Source organism: Sphingobium wenxiniae (assembly GCF_007830065.1).
Lineage (GTDB): Bacteria > Pseudomonadota > Alphaproteobacteria > Sphingomonadales > Sphingomonadaceae > Sphingobium > Sphingobium wenxiniae.
This window is the reverse complement of the sequence record NZ_VLKK01000005.1, coordinates 94,321-116,164: the sequence shown is the minus strand read 5'-3', so window position 1 is coordinate 116,164 and position 21,844 is coordinate 94,321. Positions and strand designations below refer to the sequence as shown.

Annotated in this window: 20 protein-coding genes; 10 read left to right on the top strand and 10 right to left on the bottom strand. The window is 65.6% G+C overall.

Features of this window, described 5'->3' with window-relative positions; translation table 11 throughout:
* Positions 1 to 25 precede the first annotated feature (25 nt).
* From IQ35_RS08605 to IQ35_RS08595, 3 genes are read left to right on the top strand one after another with little or no spacing between them, the layout of a single operon-like run.
* Positions 26 to 1,168, top strand: coding sequence for a CDP-glycerol glycerophosphotransferase family protein (locus tag IQ35_RS08605; protein WP_145072692.1), 1,143 nt, complete (start codon positions 26 to 28; stop codon positions 1,166 to 1,168).
* Positions 1,165 to 2,271: a CDP-alcohol phosphatidyltransferase family protein gene (locus IQ35_RS08600; RefSeq protein ID WP_145072690.1), complete on the top strand. Its 1,107-nt coding sequence runs from the start codon at positions 1,165 to 1,167 to the stop codon at positions 2,269 to 2,271. The genes IQ35_RS08605 and IQ35_RS08600 overlap by 4 nt, the downstream gene beginning before the upstream one ends.
* Positions 2,268 to 2,702: an HIT family protein gene (locus tag IQ35_RS08595; RefSeq protein ID WP_145072688.1), complete on the top strand. Its 435-nt coding sequence runs from the start codon at positions 2,268 to 2,270 to the stop codon at positions 2,700 to 2,702. The genes IQ35_RS08600 and IQ35_RS08595 overlap by 4 nt, the downstream gene beginning before the upstream one ends.
* Before the next feature lie 10 nt (positions 2,703 to 2,712).
* On the opposite strand, the gene IQ35_RS08590 is transcribed toward IQ35_RS08595, so the two are convergent.
* Entirely contained in the window at positions 2,713 to 3,477 is a 765-nt protein-coding gene (locus IQ35_RS08590) for a phosphocholine cytidylyltransferase family protein (protein ID WP_021244322.1), read from the bottom strand.
* A 225-nt stretch (positions 3,478 to 3,702) separates the two neighbouring features.
* Here IQ35_RS08590 and IQ35_RS08585 point away from each other — a divergent pair, with 225 nt between their 5' ends.
* Positions 3,703 to 5,049, top strand: a complete 1,347-nt coding sequence (locus tag IQ35_RS08585) for a lipopolysaccharide biosynthesis protein (RefSeq protein WP_242003310.1) — start codon at positions 3,703 to 3,705, stop codon at positions 5,047 to 5,049.
* Positions 5,050 to 5,052: 3 nt separating this feature from the next.
* Here the strand turns inward: IQ35_RS08585 and IQ35_RS08580 are convergent, their stop codons facing one another.
* Together IQ35_RS08580 and IQ35_RS08575 are read right to left on the bottom strand one after the other, a co-directional pair.
* The gene (locus tag IQ35_RS08580; RefSeq protein ID WP_145072685.1) at positions 5,053 to 5,850 is read right to left on the bottom strand and encodes an NTP transferase domain-containing protein; all 798 of its coding nucleotides are present in this window, start codon (positions 5,848 to 5,850) and stop codon (positions 5,053 to 5,055) included.
* Between the two features lie 41 nt (positions 5,851 to 5,891).
* On the bottom strand, positions 5,892 to 7,427 hold the full coding sequence (locus tag IQ35_RS08575) for a M23 family metallopeptidase (RefSeq protein ID WP_145072683.1): 1,536 nt from the start codon (positions 7,425 to 7,427) through the stop codon (positions 5,892 to 5,894).
* 237 nt (positions 7,428 to 7,664) lie between these two features.
* Between IQ35_RS08575 and IQ35_RS08570 the strand changes: the two genes are divergently transcribed.
* From IQ35_RS08570 to IQ35_RS08555, 4 genes are all read left to right on the top strand, one after another.
* Positions 7,665 to 10,352 (top strand): helicase-related protein, encoded by a 2,688-nt coding sequence (locus IQ35_RS08570; protein ID WP_145072681.1) that lies wholly within the window; start codon positions 7,665 to 7,667, stop codon positions 10,350 to 10,352.
* Complete coding sequence (locus tag IQ35_RS08565) at positions 10,345 to 10,641, top strand: RNA-binding S4 domain-containing protein (RefSeq protein WP_145072679.1); 297 nt, start codon at positions 10,345 to 10,347, stop codon at positions 10,639 to 10,641. The genes IQ35_RS08570 and IQ35_RS08565 overlap by 8 nt, the downstream gene beginning before the upstream one ends.
* Before the next feature lie 85 nt (positions 10,642 to 10,726).
* On the top strand, positions 10,727 to 11,065 hold the full coding sequence (gene fdxA / locus IQ35_RS08560) for a ferredoxin FdxA (protein ID WP_021244316.1): 339 nt from the start codon (positions 10,727 to 10,729) through the stop codon (positions 11,063 to 11,065).
* A gap of 236 nt (positions 11,066 to 11,301) precedes the next feature.
* Entirely contained in the window at positions 11,302 to 11,829 is a 528-nt protein-coding gene (locus IQ35_RS08555; RefSeq protein WP_021244315.1) for a CarD family transcriptional regulator, read from the top strand.
* A 308-nt stretch (positions 11,830 to 12,137) separates the two neighbouring features.
* Here the strand turns inward: IQ35_RS08555 and IQ35_RS08550 are convergent, their stop codons facing one another.
* Positions 12,138 to 13,424 (bottom strand): citrate synthase, encoded by a 1,287-nt coding sequence (locus tag IQ35_RS08550; RefSeq protein WP_021244314.1) that lies wholly within the window; start codon positions 13,422 to 13,424, stop codon positions 12,138 to 12,140.
* Positions 13,425 to 13,442: 18 nt separating this feature from the next.
* Positions 13,443 to 14,879 carry a glutamate--tRNA ligase gene (gene gltX / locus IQ35_RS08545; RefSeq protein WP_145072846.1) on the bottom strand — a complete coding sequence of 479 codons (1,437 nt, stop codon included), beginning with the start codon at positions 14,877 to 14,879 and terminating at the stop codon, positions 13,443 to 13,445.
* A gap of 108 nt (positions 14,880 to 14,987) precedes the next feature.
* Between gltX and IQ35_RS08540 the strand changes: the two genes are divergently transcribed.
* The gene (locus IQ35_RS08540; protein WP_242003309.1) at positions 14,988 to 17,138 is read left to right on the top strand and encodes a ComEC/Rec2 family competence protein; all 2,151 of its coding nucleotides are present in this window, start codon (positions 14,988 to 14,990) and stop codon (positions 17,136 to 17,138) included.
* Positions 17,139 to 17,206: 68 nt separating this feature from the next.
* On the opposite strand, the gene lexA is transcribed toward IQ35_RS08540, so the two are convergent.
* Positions 17,207 to 17,875 (bottom strand): transcriptional repressor LexA, encoded by a 669-nt coding sequence (gene lexA, locus IQ35_RS08535; RefSeq protein ID WP_145072675.1) that lies wholly within the window; start codon positions 17,873 to 17,875, stop codon positions 17,207 to 17,209.
* A 150-nt stretch (positions 17,876 to 18,025) separates the two neighbouring features.
* Here lexA and IQ35_RS21195 point away from each other — a divergent pair, with 150 nt between their 5' ends.
* On the top strand, positions 18,026 to 18,169 hold the full coding sequence (locus IQ35_RS21195; RefSeq protein WP_169534385.1) for a hypothetical protein: 144 nt from the start codon (positions 18,026 to 18,028) through the stop codon (positions 18,167 to 18,169).
* Positions 18,170 to 18,212: 43 nt separating this feature from the next.
* On the opposite strand, the gene IQ35_RS08530 is transcribed toward IQ35_RS21195, so the two are convergent.
* From IQ35_RS08530 to trpD, 4 genes are read right to left on the bottom strand one after another with little or no spacing between them, the layout of a single operon-like run.
* Positions 18,213 to 19,397, bottom strand: a complete 1,185-nt coding sequence (locus tag IQ35_RS08530; protein ID WP_145072672.1) for a molybdopterin molybdotransferase MoeA — start codon at positions 19,395 to 19,397, stop codon at positions 18,213 to 18,215.
* On the bottom strand, positions 19,394 to 19,867 hold the full coding sequence (gene moaC / locus IQ35_RS08525) for a cyclic pyranopterin monophosphate synthase MoaC (RefSeq protein ID WP_145072670.1): 474 nt from the start codon (positions 19,865 to 19,867) through the stop codon (positions 19,394 to 19,396). The genes IQ35_RS08530 and moaC overlap by 4 nt, the downstream gene beginning before the upstream one ends.
* Positions 19,864 to 20,655 carry an indole-3-glycerol phosphate synthase TrpC gene (trpC, locus tag IQ35_RS08520; RefSeq protein WP_145072668.1) on the bottom strand — a complete coding sequence of 264 codons (792 nt, stop codon included), beginning with the start codon at positions 20,653 to 20,655 and terminating at the stop codon, positions 19,864 to 19,866. The genes moaC and trpC overlap by 4 nt, the downstream gene beginning before the upstream one ends.
* A complete protein-coding gene (trpD, locus tag IQ35_RS08515; RefSeq protein WP_145072666.1) occupies positions 20,652 to 21,644 on the bottom strand; it encodes an anthranilate phosphoribosyltransferase in 993 nt (330 codons plus the stop codon). The genes trpC and trpD overlap by 4 nt, the downstream gene beginning before the upstream one ends.
* Between the last annotated feature and the right edge of the window lie 200 nt (positions 21,645 to 21,844).

The following is a 21,844-nucleotide window of genomic DNA, read 5'->3' as shown; positions in this document are numbered from 1 at the left end:
TCATCCCCCTGAAAGCGGGCGCTTCATGCATATCCTCTTCCTGTTCATCGGCGAACCCCATCAGCTCCTTCACGCCCTGCCCATCGCCGCTGAATTGGCGGATATGGGCGTGATGCCGCAGGTCGCCGTCGCCAGCGCGGCGCATCTGCGGATGGTGGAGAAGGTGACAAGCGCCTATCCCGGCTTTTGCCCGCCGGTGACGCTGCTGGGACGGCGCGGCCCGGCGCAATGGCTGCGGGCCCTGCATGTCAGCCGCAATCCGCGCCTGCCGACGCTGCTGGGCGCCCTGCCCTGGCTGCGGCGGTTCGATGCCATCGTCGTTCCGGAACGGACCACAACCGCCATCCGCCATTTCCTGCCGCGCAGGACGCGCCTCATTTTCACGCCCCACGGCGCAGGGGACCGGGCGATCATGCTGGACCCGCGCGACCGGCATTTCGATTTCGTCCTGGTGGCCGGGGAAAAGAGCGAACAACGCTTGCTGGAAGCCGGAACGATCCGGGCCGGTCATTATGCCGTCAACGGCTATGTGAAGCTGGACCTCATGGCGCGGATGCAGAAAACGCGCGCGCCGTTGTTCGACAATGATCGGCCCACGGTTCTTTACGCGCCGCATTTCCGCCGGTCGCTGTCGTCATGGGACAGGTTCGGGCGGGACGTCATCGCGTGGTTCGCCGCGCAGGATCGCTATAATCTGGTGGTCGCGCCGCATGTCCGGCTGTTCGCCGACGCTTCCCAAGGCGAGATCGATGCGGCGATGCGGCTGGCGGTGCCGGGCAAGATCCTGATCGACCTGCAATCCGACCGGCTGTTCGACATGAGCTATACCGCAGGCGCCGACATCTATCTGGGCGATGTCAGCAGTCAGGTCTACGAATTCCTTGCGACGCCGCGCCCCTGCCTGTTCCTGAACGCGCATGGGGTCGAATGGCGGGGCGATCCCGACTATCTGTTCTGGACCTTGGGCGATGTGCTTAACGACCTGACGGGATTGCCCGGCGCGCTCGATCATGCGGAAGAACGGCACCCGCTATATGCCGAGGCGCAGAGGCAGAGGCTGGCCGAATCCATTGGGGGCGATCCAACGGGCGCGGCCCGGCGCGGGGCCGAGGCGATCCTGCGCTTCCTTGCAAAGACCGGCCCAGACGATAAGAGCTGCGGATCATGAACGACACGCCTTCCCTTCCCGCCCTTGCGCTGATCGGCGACAATTCCACGCATCTATGGGGCATGACCAATGCAGAGCGCCTGCGCCGTCTCGCGCGGGCGGAAGGATTGCCCGACGATACGCCGCAGACCGGAGCGCGGCTCTACGTCAATCTCGATTATGTGTTCGATCCCGTGTGGCTGCGCCATATCATGACGCGGCCCGGAACGGTGGTGACGGACGGCAACGCTCTGGTGATGGCGCATTTAACCGGAAATATCGCGCCCGATAATCTGGAGCGCCATCGCGGCGAACTGGCGTTCATCGATTATCGCGACAATCCGCAGATCTACAACCGGCAGCTTCGCAAGCTGGATTGCCCCTTCATCCAACGGCTGACCCCAGCGACCCGGCGGCAGATCGAGCGGAAGAGCTATTTCGGCGCTTACAAGGGCGTCACCGACCTGCTGACCAAATATCTCTGGCCGGAACTGGCGTTGTGGCTGACGCGGCTGGCGGCGTCCGTGGGCATGACGCCGAACATGGTGACGGCCATCGGCGCGGCGCTGTGCGTGCTCGCCACCTACCTCTTTTCGCAGGGGCTTTACTGGAGCGGGATGCTGGCGGGTTTCGTGTTCATGGTGCTGGACACGGTGGACGGGAAGCTGGCGCGCTGCACCATCACATCCTCGAAATGGGGCAATGTGTTCGACCATGGCATCGACCTCGTCCATCCGCCCTTCTGGTGGTATTTCTGGGGCGTGGGGTTGAGCGCATGGGGACTGGCGCTCACGCCGGCGAGCTTCGCGCTGGTGATGGCGGCGGTGATCGCGGGCTATGTGCTGCAGCGGTTGATCGAAGGGATGTTCCTCAAGGATTTCGGCATGGACATCCATGTCTGGCGGCCCTTCGACAGCCGGTTCCGCCTGATCACGGCGCGGCGCAATCCGAACATGGTGATCCTGTTCGTGGCGACGCTGTTCGGACGGCCGGATATCGGGCTGATCGCGCTGGCCTGGTGGACGGTGATCTCGCTCGTCGTCCATGCGGTGCGGCTGGCGCAAGCCTATGGCGTGAAGCGGTCGGGGCGGGCGATTGTGAGCTGGATGGAAGCGAAATCATGAATGAAACCGTCAGGAGATTCGGTTTTCCGCAGACGCTTGTAGGAGATTTCCAACATTGGGTCGTGCTGCTGCGGCCCGCGCAGCCGACGCTGGGATCGCTGGTGCTGGCGGCGAAGAGCGAGGCGACGGCTTTTGGCGATCTGCCTGCGGAGGCCCATGCGGAACTGGCGTCGGTGACGAAGGCCATTGAGAGCGCGCTGACGCAGGCGGTGGGCTATGCGAAGATCAATTACCTCATGCTGATGATGGTGGACCCCCATGTGCATTTCCATGTCATCCCACGTTATGAGGGTGAGCGTGATCATGCGGGCATCAGCATTGCCGACGCCGGGTGGCCGGGCCAGCCGGACCTGGGAAGCGCGGCGAAATTGACCCCGGAGCAGCGGGACGCGCTCGTGGGATGGTTGAAGGGATATTTCGACGCCTCGTGAGCGTCAGGCTTCATTTCGCATAGCGCCCCTCCGCCATCCAGCGGGCAGTCAGGGCATCGGCGGCGTCCACATCCTGCGGGAAGTCCACTTCCTGCCAGTCCAGCCCCTCGATCGAGACGGTGCCCACGCGGTTGCCCTTGGCGATGATGTCGATGGCGCGCAGATACCAGCGCTCGACCCCTTCGGGCGTGCGCATCATCTGGTCGATCTGGTTGCGGAAAATCGCCGGGCCTTCTCCGGTGAAGGCCAGCATCCCGATGGATTCGGCGTTCGTGTCGGGCGGCAGCAGACGCTTGCCTATGGCGCGGAGACGGCCGCTTGCGTCGCGGTTCACCTTCATGTCGTCATCGTCATAGTCGGACTTCACGTCGACGGTCACGGTGATCGCATCCCGCGCGCCCGCGATCAACCGGCCCACGATCTCATCCGACACGATGGTGTCGCCGTTGAGGATGATGAAGTCGCGGTCCATCTCCTCCCGCGCGATCCAGCAGGTGCCCAGATTGTCCGCAACCTGGAAGAAGGGATTGAACAGCGTCCGCACCCGCACGCCGGTATCGCGGTAGAGTTGAAGCGCGTGATCCTCCACCCGCTCGGTGCGGAAGCCGGTGACGACCACGATGTCGCTGACGCCGTTCGCGGCCAGGGCCGCCACCTGCCAGCTTATGAGGGTGCGGCCGTTGAAGTCGATCATGCATTTGGGAATGTCGCGGGTCAGGGGAAGAAGGCGCGAACCTTGCCCGGCGGATAGGATAATGGCTTTGCTGATGCTCATGGGCGCTGCTGTAGAACATCGGGCGGGGACGTGGGAACGGCTTTTTGCGGAAGTGGCGAAAAGTCGGTTTGACGACGAGCGGCCATTTCCAGCCATTCAACATCCGTCATCCCGGCATGACGGAAAAGGACATGAGCCATATGCGCTCCCATTTGCCCAATGCCGCCCGACCCCCTAGATAGGCGCGCATCGAGGAACGACGCTTCAGTGAAAGGCCGGGCACGGGTGAAGAGGAAAAGCGGATCGGGCGGGGCTAGCGACGGCTTTGCGCGCATCCTGGCGAATACCGGCTGGCTGCTGGGCGGCAAGGGCGTGGGCGCGGTGCTCAGCCTCGCCTATCTCGCCATCGTCACGCGCACGCTGGGAGTCGCTGATTTCGGCCGCTTCGCGCTGGTGCTGAGCGCCGCCAACGTCATCAAGACGCTGGTCAGTTTCGATAGCTGGCAGATCGTCGTGCGTTACGGCCAGCCGCATCTGGCGGCGGGAAAAGGCGATGCTCTCAATCGCGTGCTGCGTTTCTGCATCCTGATCGACCTTGGCTCCGCGCTGGCCGGAGGGGTGATCGCGGGCGCGATCATCATCCTGTTCGGCAATCTGATGGAGCTGTCGGCGGACATGGGATGGCAGGCATGGCTGTTCTGCATGGTGATGATGATGACGATCCGGTCCAGCCCCATGGGCATATTGCGCCTGTTCGACCGTTTCGATGCCAGCGCGCTTGCCGAAACCATGATCCCGGTAGGGCGGATGATCGGCGCGGGGATCGCGCTGGCGCTGATGCCGACCATCACCGGCTTTCTGATCGCCTGGGCGGCGGCGGAACTGCTGTGCGCGGCGGTCTACTGGATATTGGCGCTGCGCGAGGGGGGCGAGCGGATCGGACGCTGGAACGCGGGCCGGGCGCTGGACGCGCGGCATGAAAATCCCGGCATCGTCGGCTTCCTGACCGCGACCAACCTGCAAACCACGCTGTCGTCGGTGGGGCAGCAGGTGGCGGTGCTGATCGTCGGCCTGTTCGTGGGGCCGGCGGGCGCGGGCCTTTATCGCCTGGCCAACCAGCTCGCCAATTCGCTGACGAAAATCTCCAGCCTGCTGTCGCGCAGCATCTTCGTGGAACTGACGCGCACCCACAGCAGCCATGGCGCGGATGCGTTGCGGACGCTGTTCCGGCGGACCAACCGGCTGGCGCTGATCGCGGGGGCGGTCATCATCGCGCTGATCCTGACGATCGGCCATCCGCTGCTGGGCCTGATCGCGGGCAAGGCATTTTTGCCCGCCTATCCGCTGCTGCTGCTGCTGGGCGTTTCTGCCTGCATCGATCTGGTGGGGGTGAGCTACCGCCCGTTGCTGATGGCGACGGACCGGGCGAGCCTGTCATTGCGGATCACCTTCATCGCGACAGCGCTGCTGCTGGGGCTGCAGGCGGCGCTGCTGCCGATCTATGGCACGATGGGCGCTGCCGCCGCGAACATCATCGCCGCCACCGTGGGATTCCTGATGATGGGGCTGGCGAGCCGCCGGGCCCTGGATGTGCACGCGGCCGCCGAACAAACGCGCGAAGGCGGCGCCTGAACATCAAGCCCGGCTGGCGAGGATGGATTCGATCAGCGCCACATCCTCCGCCTTGTCCGCGTCGATGCAGGCTTCGGCCTTGTCCATGGCGACGAGTCGCGCGACGAGGCCGAAACGGCGGCCTATGCGCGCGATGCCGCCGCGCAGGGTGAGCAGCCGCAACGCCGCACCGATCAGAGCGAAGGGACCGAAGGCAGCGAGGATCTTCCAGCCCTTTTTCCGGTCCTGCTCCACATCCTGCCACAGGGCGATGACCGGGCGCGCCTTCGCGCTGCCGAACCAGAAGATGTTCGCGCCCGACCACCAGCCGTCCCGGAATTTAAGCCATGTGCGGCGCGAGGCGGGATAGCGGGCGAGCAGCGTGTCGCGCTCCACCATGGCGACGGCGATGTCCGCACCGATCGCCTGCGCGATGAACTGGTCGAGCATGGCGCTGTCCAGCAGCACATGGTCGGCGGTGGTCAGCAGCAGCGGGAACGGCAGGTCCGCCCGGTCCATCAGCGCCAGCAGCGAAGAGGCTATGCCCGCGCCGCTCGTCTCAAACGCGACCTTGGGATGGTCGGCGAGCCAGGCGGTGGCGGGGGTGCCGGTAAAGAGATCGGGCGACTGGGTCAGGATGAGGACGCGGGCAATGGCCGGATGCGCCACCAGCGCGCGGGCCGGATAGTCGATCATCGCGATGCCCGCGACGGGGACGAGGGGCTTGGCGGCGACGCCTGCCGCCTGCGCCAGCGGATCGGGAACGGGACGCGACCCGGCGAGCAGGATGGCGGTGACGGTCGGGGCAGCCGGATCGGTCATGCCGGTGCGTTAGACCAAGCCAGCCGCCTGCGCCAAGCGGCTTATATGCCGGCGGCGGCGGGCGCAGCGGATGCCGTCTGCGCGAAACTTTCGCGCAAGCCGGGCCGAAGTCCCTTGAGTTGCGCCAGGCGGGCGCGGAAATTGGCGAGGTCGCGGCCCGCAAGCTGGGAGGTGGTCGTGAAGGTGACGGACAGCGGATTGACCGTGCGGCCATTGCGATACAGTTCATAGTGCAGATGCGGGCCGGTCGACAGGCCCGTCGATCCAACATAGCCGATCACTTGCCCGCGCCGCACGCGCTGGCCCGACACGGCGGCGATGCGGCTCATATGCCCATAGCCGGTGGCAAGACCGCCGCCATGCTCCAGCCGCACATAATTGCCATGCCCGCCATGCCGCCCGGCAAAGGATACCCTGCCGTCCGTCACCGCATAGATGGGCGATCCGTAACGCGCGGCGAAATCCACGCCCGCATGCATCCGCGTATAGCCCAGGATCGGATGGCGGCGCTGGCCGTAGCCGGAGGAGATGCGACCAGCCACTGGCTGCGTGAGCACGCCGCGCCGTTCTCCCACGCCCGACGCTTCGAACCATTCGGTGCGGCCGCCCGTCGTCCATTTGAGCATGTCGATGGATTTGCCCCGCGACCGGCGCAATCCCGCATAGAGCAGGTCGCCCACTTCCACGTCCCCGGTTTCGGCGCGGCGATATTCGGTGACGATGTCGTAACGGTCGCCCGCATGGATGGAGCCGAGGTCCATCTGCTGCGCGATGACGCGCAGGAACGCCTGCACTGCCTTGGGCGGCGCGCCGGCCGCGCGGGCGCTGTTATAGACGCTGTCGCCCACCACGCCCTGGATGCGGAGCGGCGTGTCGTCGACGCGGATCGGGATGCGCTTCACCTGAAGCACACCGCCGACGCGGTTGATCTCCACCCCAAGGTCAAGGCGGGCGCGGAAAGCGAGATGGTCGAGCAGACGGGGCCGGTCGCGGCTGGCGCGGCGGCCCAGCACGATGTCGAGCCGCGTGCCCGCCTTCGCGCCGCCGCTCATGTCGCCACCGACCAGCGCATTGACGGTCGCCACGTCATTGGCGCTGACCCCGGCGCGCGACAAGGCGCGGGGCAGCGTGTCGCTGCTGCCGATCTGGGCGTTGAGTTCGATCTGGGGACGTTCGGGCGTCTGGCGCAGCGGCTGGACCGCATCGGTCGATCCCATGCGATGCCCGCTGTCCGCGCCCATGGCGAGCGGCGTTATCATCTGGCTGCGCACTTCGTCGAACTGCGCCTGTTCCATCAGCGGTTCGGGCGCGCCGGGCACGGGCTGGAAACCGGGGGAGAGGTAGAGCGCGGTGGCGCACAGGCCCAAACAGGTGGCAAGGCCGCGGAACCATGTGAGGCTGCCGACGCGCTGGCCAAGGTCGGGGACAAGATCCACATCCTCGGCCCAGTCCTTGAGCCGGGCGCGCCAGTCGAGCGGGCGGTCCACGGTGCGTGACGGGTTTTTCAGGGCGTCGGCGAGCCATAGGGAAGCGGTCGCTCCCCCCTGCTGCGTTCCGAACTGGTTTTCCTGAAACAAGCCGCGTCCCCCCCGGGACAGTTCATCGCATCGCCATAAGGCAACGGCCCCCGCGCCGCGCCGAGGCCGCACTGTTGTGAACGCATAGGGTTAAAGTCAATTTAAGACGCCGGAATGACAGCCGCCCATGCGATGAGCCGTGCGTCAGGCCCGACAGGCGATTGGAAACAGGGCCGAAGTTTTCGCGGCCGAAGCAAAGTCCCTTGCCCTGCCCCCTTTCATGCCCGACATATGGGCATGGCCCAATTCGCCCGATCGCCCGTCACTGCCGTGCTTGGGCCTACCAATACCGGCAAGACGCATCTGGCCGTGGAACGCATGTGCGGCCATTCCAGCGGCATGATGGGCTTTCCGCTGCGCCTGCTGGCGCGCGAGGTCTATGACCGGGTCGTCGCGATCAAGGGCGCGCCGCAGGTCGCTCTCATCACCGGCGAGGAAAAGATCGTGCCGCCGGGCGCGCGCTATTTCCTGTGTACGGCGGAATCCATGCCGATCGGCGCAGGCCGGCAGGCCGGAGGCGCAGACAAGACCGCAGGCCGGCAGGCCGGAAGCCCCGGCGACGGACTGGACGATTATGCCTTCGTCGCGCTGGACGAGGCGCAACTGGGCGCGGACCCGGAGCGCGGGCATGTCTTTACCGACCGGCTGCTGCGCGCACGGGGGCGGGAGGAGACGATGATCCTCGGCTCCGCCAGCATCGCCCGAGTGGTCAAGGCGCTGGTGCCCGATGTGGAGATCATCGGGCGGCCGCGCTTTTCGACGCTCAGCTATGCGGGCGCGAAAAAGCTGTCCCGCCTGCCCAAACGGTCCGCCATCGTCGCCTTTTCCGCCGAGGAGGTCTATGCCGTGGCGGAAATGCTGCGGCGTTTTCGCGGCGGCGCGGCGGTGGTGATGGGCGCGCTTTCCCCCCGCACCCGCAACGCGCAGGTGCAGATGTTCCTGAACGGCGAGGTCGATTATCTGGTCGCGACCGACGCCATCGGCATGGGCCTCAATCTGGACGTGGCGCATGTCGCCTTCGCCTCGCTCCGCAAGTTCGACGGGCGGCGGACACGGCGGCTGACCGTCAGCGAAATGGCGCAGATCGCCGGGCGCGCGGGGCGGCATCACCAGGACGGCACCTTCGGCAGCCTGGGCAGCGAGGATGGCGACGCCGCCTTCACGCCCGAGGAGATCGAGGCGATAGAGGCGCACCGCTTTCCCCGCGTGGAGCAACTTTTCTGGCGCGACGGCACGCCCCGGCTGGACAGTCTGGCAACGCTGATCGCCGATCTGGAGGAACGGCCCGACCGGCCCGAGCTGCGCGCCGCGCCCGAAGCGGTGGATCTGGCGGTGCTGAAAAAACTGGCCGATGACCCATTGGTTATCGAACGAGTGAAGGGCAAGCGCGCCGTGGCGCGGCTGTGGGACGCCTGCGGCCTGCCCGATTTCCAGAAGCTGGGCGCGGAACATCACGCCCGCACGGTGAACCGCATCTGGCGCTTCCTGTCCGAAGGTCAGGGGCACATCCCCCGCGACTGGTTCGCCCAAGCCGTGGCGCGACTCGATTCGGTGCAGGGCGATATCGATACGCTTTCGGGGCGGATCGCGGCGGCGCGGACATGGTCCTATATCGCGCACCGGCCCGACTGGCTGGCGCATCCCGCCGAAATGGCCGAGCGCACGCGCGCGCTGGAGGAGAAGCTGTCCGACGCGCTGCACGCGGCCCTGACGCAGCGTTTCGTGGACCGGCGCACCGCCGTCCTGCTGCGCGACATCGGGCAGGATGTGGACAGCCTGCCCGTCACCGTGGAGCAGGATGGGACGGTCTGCGTCGATGGCGAGACGATCGGGCGACTTGACGGATTTCGTTTCTCGGTCGATCCCGCTACGCGTCATCAGGACAGGAAGATGCTGCTGGCGGCGGCCGAGCGCCGCCTTGGGAGGATATTGCGAGTGAAGGCTGAAGAATTGTTGGGCGCGGTGGATACGGATTTCGCGCTCATGGACGCGGCAGGGGACATGCCCGGCATAAGCTGGCAGGGCAATCCGGTCGCGGCACTGCTGGCCGGGCCGACGCTGCTGACACCTGAAATACGGCTGGATCGCGCGCTTTCCGCCCTGGGGCAGGATGTGCAGAAGCAGATCGCAGCCCGCCTTGCCACATGGTTCGAAGGTCAGAAGGAAAAGCATCTGTTGCCGCTCGTGAAAATGACGGCGAGCGCATCAGAGGCCGAAGTCCCCGCCGTGGTGCGCGCGGTGTTCGCGCAGCTTGCCGATGCGGGCGGCGTCATCGCGCGGACGGAACTCGATTCGGCGCTCGCGCATCTGGACAAGGAGCAGCGCCACCTGCTGCGCAAGGCGGGGATCGATATCGGCGTGCTCGACATCTATCATCCGGGGTTGCTGAAACCCGGCGCGGCGCGCTGGCGTTCGGCCCTGCTGGCGGCGCGGCTGGGCAAGCCTTGCCTCCCCTTGCCGCAGCCGGGCCTGACGCTGATCCCGGCGGGCGAACGGGAGGAACAGATGGGCGCGCGGATCGCCGGTTTCCGGGGCTTTGGCGAGCAGATGCTGCGGATCGACATGGCCGAACGCATGGCCCGCGCCGCGCATGAAGCCATCGCCAAGGGCGAAGCCTTTACCGCGCAAAGCCCGCAGATCGTGTCGCTGGGCCTGTCCGAAGCCTCCTTCCTGCAACTGATGAAGCTGGCGGGATTCCGCGCGGTGGAAGCGCCGGAGGGAAGCGGCCCGAACTGGGTGTTCCGGGGCCGGCAGAAGGCGCGGCCACCGCAACGGCAGCGGCCCGCGCGCGATGGAGACGATCGCGGCCGGGGCAAGCGGGACGCACCGCAACGGCGCGAGAGCACGGCCGCCGGCGCCGGACCGAAGCCCGCCGCCGCCAATGCCTTTGCCGGGCTGGCCGAATTGCTGGGGCGCAATGGCTGACGCAGGGAATGGCGTGCCGCACGGCCCTGCCCTGCGGATCGACAAGTTCCTGTGGTTCACGCGACTCGCCAAGAGCCGGTCGGTCGCGCAGAAAATGGCGGAGGACGGCCATATCCGCGTCAACGGCCGCCGCATCGAGCGCGCCCATGCGCCGGTGCGGTCGGGCGACCTCATCACCTTCCCCCATCCCGCCGGCGTGCGCGTGGTGCGGGTCGTGCAGTTGCCGGGGCGGCGCGGGTCCGCGCCCGAAGCGCAATCCTGCTATGAGGAACTGAAGCTGGGGCATTGAGGGCACAATAATATCCTCATTGACCTTCACGCCCGCCGCGCATAGCAGGGGCGCGCTTTTCAGCCATTCAAAGAGTGCTCTGACAATGACCTATGTCGTGACCGACAACTGCATCCGCTGCAAATATATGGATTGCGTCGAGGTCTGTCCCGTGGACTGTTTCTACGAGGGCGAGAACATGCTGGTCATCAATCCCAGCGAGTGTATCGATTGCGGCGTGTGCGAACCGGAATGCCCGGCCGAAGCGATCCTGCCCGATACCGAGAACGGCCTTGAAAAGTGGCTGGAATTGAATGCGAAATTCTCCGCCGAATGGCCCAACATCACGGTCAAGGGCGAAGCGCCCGCCGATGCCGATGAAATGAAGGGCGTGGAGAACAAGCTGGAGCAATTCTTCTCGCCCGAACCCGGCTCGGGCGACTGATCGCCCGGCCCGTTCCGGCAGGCGATTTGCGGCATGGCCACCGGATATTGTGTCCGGGGGTGGCAATTTTGTTACGAATCTGCTAAATAGCCTTTCAACGGCAGGCTTGGTCGCGCCTGCTCAGGAGAAATAGTCTCATGTCCTAACGGCGGCGCCGCGGTCTTCCCGGCATGTTTCGACTTGCATGTGCTTCGCGACGGCCCCGTCCCCCTCCCGTTGAATTGGAAAGGTTTCAAATGGCTGCCAAGGCGCTGTCCTTTGACGTCGGTGATTATGTCGTTTACCCCAAGCATGGCGTTGGCCGTGTGGTCGAACTGCAAAAAGAGCAGATCGCCGGCATGGAACTGGAACTTTACGTGCTCCGCTTCGAAAAGGAACGGATGACGCTCCGCGTGCCCACCAACAAGGCCGAAGGCGTCGGCATGCGCAAGCTCTCCTCCAACAAGACGCTGGAGGAAGCGATGGAAACCCTGAAGGGCAAGCCCAAGGTGAAGCGCACCATGTGGTCGCGCCGCGCACAGGAATATGAAGCAAAGATCAATTCGGGCGACCTGGTGTCGATCGCCGAAGTGACCCGCGACCTGTTCCGCGCCGACGACCAGCCCGAACAGAGCTATTCCGAACGCCAGATTTTCGAGGCCGCATCCAGCCGCCTCGCCCGCGAACTGGCGGCGATGGAAGAGACGGATGAGCCAAGCGCGCTCAAGAAAATCCTGCGCATCCTCAACGAAGCCGCGCCCCGGCATGTGAAGACCGAAGGCTGACGGATTTTCCGGCCGAGCCGACAACGGCAGGCTGGAACAGGAAAGGGCGTCCTGCGGGGCGCCTTTTTTTGTGGGGGATTGGGAGCCTGCAAACCTGCGCGCTGGACGACGGGTTTGGGTGGTGAACGGGCATAGCTATTCATGCCGGCGGAAGCTGGCATCTCTCTTCTTAGGCACGACCCAGCCTAAGGGAGATTCCAGCTTTCGCTGGGATGACGGATATTGAATGGCGGAAATAGCCGTCTCCCGTCCCGCAAAAGAAAACGGCGCCCGAACCGGACGCCGTCTTTCCTCATATCTGATGCCGGTCAGCGCTTGTCGACCGGAACATAGTCGCGCTGCGTCGGGCCGGTGTAGAGCTGGCGCGGGCGGCCGATCTTCTGCGCGGGGTCGGAGATCATCTCGTTCCACTGCGCGACCCATCCGACGGTCCGGGCGAGCGCGAAGAGAACGGTGAACATCTCGGTCGGGAAACCGATGGCCGACAGGATCACGCCCGAATAGAAGTCCACATTGGGATAGAGCTTCTTTTCGATGAAATAGGGGTCGTTGAGCGCGATGTGCTCCAGTTCCTTCGCCACGTCGAAGATCGGATCGTCGACGCCCAGCTTCGCCAGCACGTCCTTCGCGGTCTTCTGCATGACGGTCGCGCGCGGATCGTAATTCTTGTAGACGCGGTGGCCGAAGCCCATCAGGCGGAACGGATCGTCCTTGTTCTTCGCGCGGGCGATATATTCGGGGATGCGGTCCACGGTCCCGATTTCGCGCAGCATGTTGAGCGCGGCTTCGTTCGCGCCGCCATGCGCCGGCCCCCACAGGCACGCGATGCCCGCCGCGATGCATGCGAAAGGATTGGCGCCCGAAGACCCTGCCAGACGCACGGTCGAGGTCGACGCGTTCTGCTCATGGTCGGCGTGGAGGATGAAGATCTTGTCCATCGCGTCGACGATGACCGGGTCCGGTTCATATTCCTCCGCCGGGACCGAGAAGGTCATGCGGAGGAAGTTGGCGGTGTAGCTCAGGTCGTTGCGCGGATAGACGAAGGGCTGGCCCACCGAATATTTATACGCCATCGCGGCGATCGTCGGCATCTTGGCGATCAGGCGGTGGCTGGCGATCTTGCGCTGCTCAGGATCGTTGATGTCGGTCGAATCGTGATAGAAGGCCGACAGCGCGCCTACGACGCCGCACATGATGGCCATGGGGTGCGCGTCGCGGCGGAAACCGCGATAGAAGGTGGTGAGCTGTTCGTGCACCATCGTATGACGGGTGATGGTGCGGGTGAAGTCGTCCAGTTCCTGCTTGGAGGGCAATTCGCCGTTCAGCAGCAGGTAGCTGACTTCCATGAAGCTTGACTGTTCGGCAAGCTGGCCGATGGGATAGCCGCGGTGCAGCAGCACGCCTTCGTCGCCGTCGATATAGGTCAGGCCCGAATCGCAACTCGCGGTGGAGGTGAAGCCGGGGTCGTAGGTGAACATGCCGGTGTCGGCGTAGAGCTTACGCACGTCGATGACCTGCGGGCCGACGGTGCCGTCCATGACGGCATAATCCTTCGTCTCTCCCCCGACCGTCAAAGTGGCATTTTTATCGGACATTCATGTTCTCCTTAACTGTCAGCCGACCGATGCGTGCCCCACATCCGTTAACCGACCCAAGCTTTCCTCTTTTCCCAGCAGGAAAAAGACATCGAAAATTCCGGGCGAAACCGTCCGGCCGGTGAGTGCCGCCCTCAAGGGCTGCGCTACCTTGCCGAGGCCCAGGCCCGCATCCTCTGCCACGCGGCGTATGACGTCTTCGATCGCTTCGACCGTCCAGGATTGAACGGCAGAGAGAGCGTCGGCTGTACTTGCCAGCAACGCGCGCGCCGAGTCGTCTAGCAGAGCGAGGGCCTTTTCGTCAAAATCCAGCGGGCAATTTTTGAACAGGAACTCCGCGCCTTCCGCAATTTCGTTAAGCGTTTTGGCGCGGGGCTTGAGCGAAGGCATCGCCCGCGTCAACAAAGCTTCCCCATCGGCGGGAAGCGGATGGCCCAGGCGGGCCGCCACGCGGGGGGCGACAAGGGCCGCGAGCCGGGCATCGTCGGCTTCGCGCAGATAGTGGCCGTTGAGATTCTCCAGCTTCTTGATGTCGAAGCGGGAGGGCGAGCGGCCCACGCCCGAAATATCGAACAGCTCTATGGCCCGTTGGATGGAGATGATTTCCTCGTCGCCATGCCCCCAGCCCAGCCGCAGCAGATAGTTGAGCACGGCTTCGGGGAGCATCCCCATCTCGTCGCGATAGGCATCGACCCCCAGCGCGCCGTGGCGCTTGGAAAGCTTCGCCCCGTCCGACCCGTGGATCAGCGGGATATGGGCATAGACCGGCTCTTCCCAGCCCCCCTCGATCTGGGCCATCGCCTTGATGATGCCCAGTTGGCGGAAGGCATTGTTCAGGTGATCGTCGCCGCGGATGACATGGGTGACGCCCATGTCGTGATCGTCCACGACCACGGCCAGCATATAGGTGGGCGTGCCGTCGGAACGGAGCAGGATCATGTCGTCCAGTTCCGCATTCTGGACGACGACGCGGCCCTGCACCGCGTCCTCGATGACGGTTTCGCCTTCGCGGCGCGCTTTCAGGCGGATGACGAAGGGCGCGCCTTCGGGCGCTTCTTCGGACGAGCGGTCCCGCCAGCGGCCGTCATAGCGCATCGGCAGCTTCGCGGCACGCTGTTGCTCGCGCAGTGCCGCCAGTTCTTCGGGCGTCGCATAGCATCGATAGGCGTGGCCGCTCGCCAGCAACCGATTGGCGACCTCCGCATGGCGGGCGGAGCGCTCGAACTGGAAGACGGCGGGTTCGTCGCCGCCAAGGCCCAGCCATTCCAGACCGTCGAAGATCGCGGCGACCGCTTCCTCGGTGGAACGGGCGCGATCCGTATCCTCGATCCGGAGCAGGAACTTGCCGCCATGGTGCCGCGCGAACAGCCAGTTGAACAGCGCCGTGCGCGCGCCGCCGATGTGAAGGAACCCTGTCGGAGATGGCGCAAAACGGGTCACGACCTGCTTGTTCATTCCCGTTGCACTCACCGAAGAATTCCCTGACATTCGTTTCGCCTATTCATGAACGCGACGCCCCCTAGCATGGCTTTTGAGTCTCCACAAACTTCCGTTCGGGAGAAGATGAAGGCGTGGCGTCAGGCATCGGGTTTCTCGCCGGAACAATGGCTGGAGAAGGAAAGAGAGCAGATTCCCCTATGGGTTCCGGTGGGATTGGGGATCGGAATCGCGGCCTGGTTCGTCCTCCCGCATCGCTGGTCATGGCTGGCTTTCTGCTGCGCCGCGCTGGCCCTTGCCTGCGCGGCCGCCTTGCTGCCGACGGGAGGGCGCGGGAGAAGGATCGCCATTTCCGCAGGGATACTCGCCTGCCTTGGCTGTCTGCTCATCTGGGGCAAGGCGGTGCTGGTGGAGGAGCCGCAGTTGCAGCGCGCGACCTTCGTGACGGTCACGGGCAAGGTTCAATCGGTAAATCCCGTTCCGGCAAAGCACATGGTCCGCCTGCTGCTGCGCCCGATGGACGCACCGGCGCTTCCCTCCCTGATCCGGGTGAACGTCCGGGAATCGGACATGTCTCCGGCCATCGGAAGGGATGCGATCATACGGTTCCGCATTCGATTGATGCCGCCCGCGCCGCCCACCCTGCCCGGAGGCTATGATTTTGCCGCGCGGGCCTATTTCGCGGGCATAGGCGCGACCGGGCGCGCCTTGCCGCCTGTCGCCATAATCAAGCCGGCAACCGCCGATCCGGGCATAAGGGAACGCCTGTTCAGCCATATCCTCGACCGGGTTGAAGGACCGGCGGGAAGCATTGCCGCCGCCCTCGCCACCGGGGACCAGGGCGCGATCGTGGAACAGGATGCCGAAGCGATGCGGCGCAGCGGTCTTGCGCATCTGCTTTCCATCAGCGGCCTGCATGTGACGGCCCTGGTGGGTGCGGTCATCTTTCTGCTGATGCGGGCGATGGCGCTCAGCCGCCGGGCGGCGCTGGACTGGCCGCTGATGCTGATCGCGGCGGGAGGCGGGGCGCTGGCGGGGATCGGTTACACGCTGTTGACCGGCTCTGAAGTGCCGACCATACGCTCCTGTATTGCCGCCCTGCTTGTCCTGGGCGGTCTGGCGCTGGGGCGGGAGGCGATCACCTTGCGGCTCGTGGCGACGGGTGCGCTGATCGTTCTGTGCTTCTGGCCCGAAGCCCTGACCGGACCCAGCTTTCAGATGAGTTTCGGCGCGGTGGTCGCGATCGTCGCCCTGTCCGAGCATCCGCGATTTCGGGCATTCGCCGCGGCGCGCGACGAGAATGGCTGGCGGAAGTTCGGGCGGGCCATTGCGGTCCTGTTGCTGACGGGTCTTGCCGTGGAACTGGTCCTCGCGCCGATCGCCTTCTATCATTTCCACAAGGCGGGGATGCTCGGTGCGTTCGCCAACATCGTCGCGATACCCCTGACGACCTTTGTGGTGATGCCTTTCGAGGCGATGGCGCTCTTGCTCGATCTGTTCGGCCTGGGCGCGCCGGCATGGTGGATAACCGGCAAGGCGCTGGAATTGCTGCTGTTCATCGCCCACGGCGTTGGGGGAAGCCCAATGGCTGTAGCTTTGGGGCCGGCCTTGCCGCCCTGGGTGTTCGGCGTGATGGTGATGGGGGGCCTGTGGTGCCTTCTCTGGCGAAGCGTCTGGCGCTGGCTGGGCCTGGCGCCGGTGGGGATCGGGTTCATTGCCATATTGTTGAATCCCTCCCCTGACATATTGGTCACAAGCGATGGGCGTCATGTCGCGATACGCGCGGAGGGGACGGGCATGGCTTTGTTGCGGGACAAGGCGGGTGACTATGTGCGAAGCGCCTTGGCCGAAAGCGCCGGTTACGATGGTGTTCTGGAGTCCTTGGCCGATCTGCCGCAGGCGCGATGCTCGGCCGATCTGTGTTCGGTCCTGCTGGACAAGGCGGGCAGATCCTGGCGGCTGCTCGTCACCCGCAGCGGCATGTTCATCGAAAAGGAAGCCTTCAGACGCGATTGCCAACGGGCCGACATCGTTATCAGCGACCGCCGCCTGCCCGGATGGTGCAAGCCGAAATGGCTGAAGGTGGACCGGTCCATGCTTGCGGCGACGGGCGGGCTGGCGATCAATCTGGACAGGATGACGGTCCGGACCGTCCATGCCCCAAATGACGCCCACCCCTGGATACCGCGCCGCCGAATGCGCACCGATCAGAGCATTTTCCAATCAGGCAGCGCCGCAGCCCAACGCAGTCCATCACCTGTCGCCTCCAAACCATAGGATAGAGCAACTAAAATGCGGGAAAAGGGATTGGAGCATGATCCGATCCAAACCGATCTGATCGCGCTCTAATTATAACGGCGCAGCAATCCCGCCAGCTTGCCCTGGATGCGGACCTGTCCGGCGTCATATGTTTGAGGTTCATAGGCGCTGTTGGCCGGGTCAAGCCGCACGCTCTTGCCTTCCCGGCGGAAATATTTGAGCGTCGCTTCATTCTCATCGATGAGAGCAACTACGATCTGTCCCTCCCGCGCTACATCCGTCTTCTGGATCAACGCGAAGTCGCCGTCGAGAATGCCGGCCTCGATCATGGAATCGCCCGAGACTTCAAGGGCATAATGATCGCCCGCGCCCAGAAGGGCGGCGGGAACGGAAAGCATGTTATGCCCTTCCAGCGCCTCGATCGGGACGCCCGCCGCGATCCGCCCGTGGAGCGGGATTTCGAGAATGTCGTTCGCGGCGATCGGCAGGCGCGCGGGCGCGGCTTTGGGCACCGGAATTTCCTTGGGCAGGCGGTGCATGGCATCCGGAAGCTTCAGCACCTCCAGCGCGCGGGCGCGATTGGGCAGGCGGCGGATGAAACCGCGCTCCTCCAGCGCGTTGATGAGGCGGTGGATGCCGGACTTGGACCGCAGGTCCAGCGCGTCCTTCATTTCCTCGAAAGAAGGGGACACGCCGCATTCCTCCAGACGTGTCTGGATGAAGCTCAACAACTGCTGCTGTTTGGGTGTCAACATGCGGGCGATCCCTTTATGGAACGGATGGAGAACGCATAGGAAACGGAAGGGGGCAAGTCAAGCGCCTAACCGTTGATCGCATTTGCGGGAACGCCCCGGGGGGCCGGGCCGTTATCGTTCCGCCCCGCAAGCAGGGGCTAGGAGAGTGACATGGCCAATCAGAACGATCAGGACAAACAGCAACAGCAGCGGCGCGATCAGCAGGGCGGCCGCCAGCAGCAGCAGGAAAACAAGCAGGGTCAGATGGGCGATGAAGGTCGCAAGGATTCTCAACCCGGCAAACAGCAGCGTTAAGGCGCTCACTGCACGGAAAAGGGGCCGCGATCCGGCCCCTTTTCTATTGAGGGAAAGGAAGAATCGTCACCGCGTCGCCCGCACGGGCCGCATCGGATGAAGCAGGGCGCCATATCAGGCAATCCGCCAGCGCCATGGCGGCGGTCGCCGCACTGTCCTGCGATGTCACCGACACGATGCCTTCTTCCGCGCGATAGGCGCGCAGAAAGTCGTCTCTTGCCCCCGTTGCCGGCAGCGGCGCCGCAAGCCGGGCGTTGAGGCGGAGGGGGAGCGGGGAAGCCGCTCCGCCCATATGGCGGACCAGGGGCAGCAGGAACAGCATCGCCGTCACGAAGGCGGAAACGGGATTGCCCGGCAGGCCGAGGAAGATCGACGCTCCCAGCTTCCCGGCCATCAGCGGCTTGCCGGGGCGCATCCTGATCTTCCAGAAATCGAGCGAACCGCCCGCGCCGGTGAAGGCGGGGCGGACGAGATCATGGTCGCCCACCGACGCGCCGCCGGTCGATAGGATGATGTCGGCCTGGCCCGCCCTGGCGAAAGCCTGGATCAGGGCATCCAGATCGTCTGCGACGATACCGAGGTCGACGATCTCGCAAGGCACGGTCCGGAGGAGCGCGGCCAGCATCGGCGCGTTGGACGAGGGAAGCGTGCCGGGCGGGGCAGGTGCGCCGGGCGGCACCAGTTCGTTGCCGGTCGAAAGGATCGCGACGGTGGGACGCTTCCTGACGGGCAGCGCGCCGTGGCCGGCGAGCACGGCCAGCGCGATCCGGGCGGCGCTGAGCTGCGCGCCGGCGGCGAGAAGGGTTTCGCTGGAGCGGAAATCCGATGCCATGGCGCGCACATGCAATCCCGGTGTCAGGGGCTTGTCGAGGCCGCTTAGCTGGCCGTCCGTCAGGGCGGCGTTTTCCTGAATGAGCACGGCGTCGGCCCCGGTTGGCAGGGGCGCGCCGGTGAAGATGCGGCAGGCTTCGCCTGCGCTGAGCGGGGCGGGGATGGCGCCGCCCGCGGTGCTGGCCCCGCTCACGCGCCAGGGACCGGGCCACTCGGCGGCGCGCACCGCATAGCCGTCCATGGCGGAAAGATCGGCCCAGGGCTGGTCGCGGCGGGCGGCGATGTCCAGGGCAAGCCAGCGTCCGGCGCAGGATGTGACGGGGGCTTCCTCCACCGGGAGCGGCTGGGCGAGGGCGAGCAGCCGCGCCTGCGCTTCCGATACGGGAAGGAGGCTCACGACGCGCGCCAATCGCCGGACTTGCCGCCCGTCTTGGCGAGCAGGCGGACATTGCCGATGACCATCGCCTTGTCCAGCGCCTTTGCCATGTCGTAGATGGTGAGCAGGGCGGCCGAGGCTCCGGTCAGCGCTTCCATCTCCACGCCGGTCTGGCCGGCGGTGCGGGCAGTGACGGTGACGGTGACGCCTTCCTCATCGAGGGCGAGGTCGACCGCCACGGAACTGAGCGGCAGGGGGTGGCAGAGCGGGATGAGATCGGAGGTCCGCTTGGCCGCCATGATCCCGGCGACGCGGGCGACGGCGAGCACGTCGCCCTTCTTCACCTGACCGGCGGCGATCGCGGCGGCGGCTTCGCGGCTCATGGCGATGCGGCCGGCGGCGACGGCTTCGCGGACGGTGACGGCCTTGCCCGACACGTCGACCATGCGGGCGGAGCCGTCCTCGTCCAGATGGGTGAGGCCGCCGGTCATTCGCCGAACAGCAGATTGTGGGTCGCCGTTTCCACATCGGCCTGGCGCATCAGCGATTCCCCGACGAGGAAGCAGCGCACGCCATGTTCGGCCATGGCGGTGAGGTCCGCGTGATTGCCCAGGCCGCTTTCCGCGACGAAGGTGCAATCTTGAGGGGCCTTGTCCACCAGCTCGTAAGTCCGGGCGAAGTCGACCGAGAAATCGCGCAGGTCGCGATTGTTGACGCCGATGAGGCGGGAGCGTAGATTCATCGCGCGTTCGAGTTCATGGGCGTCATGGACTTCGATCAGGGCGTCCATGCCGAGACCGAGCGCCGCGTCCTCGATCTCCGCCATCTGGCCGTCTTCCAGCGCGGCGACGATGATGAGGATGGCGTCCGCGCCGATGGAGCGGCTTTCCAGAACCTGCCACGGATCGACGAGGAAATCCTTGCGCAAGACGGGCAGGGCGCAGGCCGAACGCGCCGCCATCAGGAAATCCTCATGCCCCTGGAAATAGGGCTGGTCGGTCAGGACCGAAAGGCAGGCCGCGCCGCCCGCCGCATAAGCCTGGGCATGGGCGGGGGGATCGAAATCGGCGCGGATCAGGCCCTTGGAGGGACTGGCCTTCTTGATCTCCGCGATCAGGCCGAAGCCGGAACGGGCAGCGTCGTCCAGCGCCTTGCGGAAGCCGCGCGGCGGGGTCTGTTCGGCGGCGCGGGCATGGAGCGTGGATACGGTCATCGCGGCCTTGCGGGCGGCGACTTCCTGACGCTTTGTCTCGCAAATCTCGATCAGCTTGTTGGTCATCTATAGGCTATCCAGCAATGGAGGAGCGCGTTGGCAAGGCCCCGGTCGATGGTTTCAGCGGCTTCCTCGACGCCTTCCCTCACATCGGCGGCGGTTCCCGCGACGACAAGGGCGGCTGCGGCGTTCAGGAGCACCGCGTCGCGATAAGGCCCCGGCTCGCCCTGTAGCAAGGCGCGCAGGGCGGCGGCGTTGTGCTCCGGCGATCCGCCGCGAATGGCGTCGACCGGATGGGCGGGCAAGCCGGCGTCGGCGGCGGAGAGGCGGCGCATGGCGACGATGCCGTTGCCGGTGACTTCGGCCACATCGTTGCCCCCGGCGAGCGAGAGTTCGTCCAGCCCTTCGTCGCCCGAGACGATCATGGCGCGGTCGACGCCGATCTGGGCCAGCGCCTGGGCATAGATGGGGACATAGGCGGGCCGCGCGATGCCGACGAGCTGGCGGCGGACATTGGCCGGATTGGCGAGCGGACCCATCAGGTTGAAGATGGTGCGGCGGCCGATGGACTTGCGGATGGGACCGAGCCGCTTGAGCGCCGGATGATGCTTCTGCGCGAAGAGGAAGCAGATGCCGAGGTCGGCGAGGGTGGCTTGCGCGCTTTCGGCGATCCGGTCCAGGTCGAGGCCGAGCGCTTCGAGCGTGTCGGCGGCGCCCGCCTTGGACGAGGCGGCGCGGTTGCCGTGCTTGGCGACCGGCACGCCCGCCGCCGCGACGACCAGGCTGACGGCGGTGGAGACGTTGAGCGTGTGGTGCCCGTCGCCGCCCGTGCCGCACACGTCTATGGCGCCCGCGGGCGCTTCGATGGGGATCATGCGGGCGCGCATGGCGCGGGCGGCGGCGGCGATCTCCGTCGCGGTTTCGCCGCGTTCGGCCATGGCGATCAGGAAGGCGGCGATCTCCGCTTCGGGGAGATCGGCGTCGAACAGCAAGGCGAAGGCGCGGGCGGCTTCCTCTGCGTTCAGGGGCATGGCGGGATCGGGCAGGCTGGTCATCGCTGGCCGCCTTAATCGCCCGATGCCCTTCGAGTCGAGGGTGTGTTGCGCTTTCCCGACATCCTTGCGGCTTTCGGCTGGCGGATAAGGGCTTCGTTGAATTCCCGCCGGGGATGGATTGGGGACGTCTGCTCTCCTCCATTCTCCGTTCGCCCTGAGTAGGGGCTGAGCGAAGTCGAAGAGGCTACTCAGGACGAACG

Bases quoted from the DNA above. Each gene is read 5' to 3' on its own strand.
- IQ35_RS08605 (WP_145072692.1), top strand. From the start codon at position 26: ATGCATATCCTCTTCCTGTTCATCGGCGAACCCCATCAGCTCCTTCAC.
- IQ35_RS08600 (WP_145072690.1), top strand. From the start codon at position 1,165: ATGAACGACACGCCTTCCCTTCCCGCCCTTGCGCTGATCGGCGACAAT.
- IQ35_RS08595 (WP_145072688.1), top strand. From the start codon at position 2,268: ATGAATGAAACCGTCAGGAGATTCGGTTTTCCGCAGACGCTTGTAGGA.
- IQ35_RS08590 (WP_021244322.1), bottom strand. From the start codon at position 3,477: ATGAGCATCAGCAAAGCCATTATCCTATCCGCCGGGCAAGGTTCGCGC.
- IQ35_RS08580 (WP_145072685.1), bottom strand. From the start codon at position 5,850: ATGACCGATCCGGCTGCCCCGACCGTCACCGCCATCCTGCTCGCCGGG.
- IQ35_RS08570 (WP_145072681.1), top strand. From the start codon at position 7,665: ATGGCCCAATTCGCCCGATCGCCCGTCACTGCCGTGCTTGGGCCTACC.
- IQ35_RS08565 (WP_145072679.1), top strand. From the start codon at position 10,345: ATGGCTGACGCAGGGAATGGCGTGCCGCACGGCCCTGCCCTGCGGATC.
- fdxA (WP_021244316.1), top strand. From the start codon at position 10,727: ATGACCTATGTCGTGACCGACAACTGCATCCGCTGCAAATATATGGAT.
- IQ35_RS08555 (WP_021244315.1), top strand. From the start codon at position 11,302: ATGGCTGCCAAGGCGCTGTCCTTTGACGTCGGTGATTATGTCGTTTAC.
- IQ35_RS08550 (WP_021244314.1), bottom strand. From the start codon at position 13,424: ATGTCCGATAAAAATGCCACTTTGACGGTCGGGGGAGAGACGAAGGAT.
- gltX (WP_145072846.1), bottom strand. From the start codon at position 14,879: ATGAACAAGCAGGTCGTGACCCGTTTTGCGCCATCTCCGACAGGGTTC.
- IQ35_RS08540 (WP_242003309.1), top strand. From the start codon at position 14,988: ATGAAGGCGTGGCGTCAGGCATCGGGTTTCTCGCCGGAACAATGGCTG.
- lexA (WP_145072675.1), bottom strand. From the start codon at position 17,875: ATGTTGACACCCAAACAGCAGCAGTTGTTGAGCTTCATCCAGACACGT.
- IQ35_RS21195 (WP_169534385.1), top strand. From the start codon at position 18,026: ATGGCCAATCAGAACGATCAGGACAAACAGCAACAGCAGCGGCGCGAT.
- moaC (WP_145072670.1), bottom strand. From the start codon at position 19,867: ATGACCGGCGGCCTCACCCATCTGGACGAGGACGGCTCCGCCCGCATG.
- trpC (WP_145072668.1), bottom strand. From the start codon at position 20,655: ATGACCAACAAGCTGATCGAGATTTGCGAGACAAAGCGTCAGGAAGTC.
- trpD (WP_145072666.1), bottom strand. From the start codon at position 21,644: ATGACCAGCCTGCCCGATCCCGCCATGCCCCTGAACGCAGAGGAAGCC.